We start from the raw sequence: 1,428 nt of genomic DNA on the forward strand, positions 1-1,428 counted from the left end.
AGAATGCTCACAATGTTTTGCAGATTAAAGCGACTATGTCCTCTAATGAGTGGAATCTTTATGAAGCAAATATTGACAATGAGTTGATTCTAAAAGTTACTTAACGCTATCTAATATTTATGCTTCCAAGATTAATGCTATATTAGATAATATTTCTCCTATTTGTCTAGCTAAATGAATAAATAAATAGTAACAGTTTATTGATTTAAGAAAGTATTATTGATATACACATAGTAACATACAAGGATAGGAGTGTAGCTCAATTGGTAGAGCGCCGGTCTCCAAAACCGGAGGTTGGGGGTTCGAGGCCTCTCGCTCCTGCCATTTATTAGATAAATTATCTTGTTAATATGACTGCGAATTTTGGATTTAAAAAGATAAAGGAAGAAGAAAAAGAAAAAATGGTGCAGGGCGTCTTTTCCAAAGTTGCGAATAAATATGACATAATGAACGATATAATGAGTTTTGGTTTGCACAGAAAGTGGAAAGATATTTTTATTAATGAAATTGACAGTTATGAAGGAATGAGCTTGCTAGATTTGGCTGGAGGTACTGGTGATATAGCAAAAAGATTTATAGATAAAGGCGGAAAAAAAGCTATAGTGTCTGATTTAAATAAGGAAATGCTACATAAGGGTAAAAGCATAATTGGTAAAAAGATCAATAAAAGATATATTGAGGATATTAAATGGATTCATTGTAGTGCAGAGAATATACCGTATGCTGATAATAGTTTTGACTATTGCACAATATCATTTGGTATCAGAAACGTTACACATGTAAAAAGTGTATTAAAAGAATCTTTGAGAGTATTAAAGCCGGGAGGTAAATTTTTATGCCTAGAATTTTCAAAGGTTGATAATTATATAATTTCTAAAATTTATGATTTTTATTCCTTTAAAATTATCCCAAAAATTGGATCGCTAATAGCAAAATCAAGTGATTCTTATCAATATTTAGTAGAAAGTATTAAACAATTTCATCACCCAGAAGAATTGGAAATTATGATGAAAGATGGTGGATATTTTTCTGTTAACCACAAAAAACTTTTTTTTGGTGTAGTTGCAATTCATAGTGGGTATAAAATTTAATTAAATGCAAGCGTCAAATTCTTAAAGGCTTGTTATTGTACCTTAAATATAGCATAATGACATATTATTTAGCTAGATTTTTTACATAACTGTAAGTGTACTTTTATCTAGATTAATTGAAAATTTGTTACAAATTAGTAGAATCGTTTGTTTAAATTAGATAAATAATGTAATTAAAAAATTTTTGATGTACATTGCGGGGCGACTATGGGAAGCATAAATATTAGATAGCGTTAAGTAACTTTTAGAATCAACTCATTGTCAATATTTGCTTCATAAAGATTCCACTCATTAGAGGACATAGTCGCTTTAATCTGCAAAACATTGTGTGCATTCT

The 1,428-nt window shown here is 29.6% G+C and carries 1 protein-coding gene and 1 tRNA gene; both read left to right on the forward strand.

Going from position 1 to position 1,428, the window contains the following annotated elements; genetic code table 11:
* Positions 1-248 precede the first annotated feature (248 nt).
* Positions 249-324 (forward strand) — tRNA-Trp (locus tag L8D11_RS05350).
* 26 nt (positions 325-350) lie between these two features.
* Positions 351-1,091: a class I SAM-dependent methyltransferase gene (locus L8D11_RS05355; protein WP_236870637.1), complete on the forward strand. Its 741-nt coding sequence runs from the start codon at positions 351-353 to the stop codon at positions 1,089-1,091.
* Positions 1,092-1,428 lie beyond the last annotated feature (337 nt).

This window comes from Candidatus Bandiella numerosa (assembly GCF_021811875.1).
GTDB classification, from domain to species: Bacteria; Pseudomonadota; Alphaproteobacteria; order Rickettsiales; family Midichloriaceae; genus Aquirickettsia; species Aquirickettsia numerosa_A.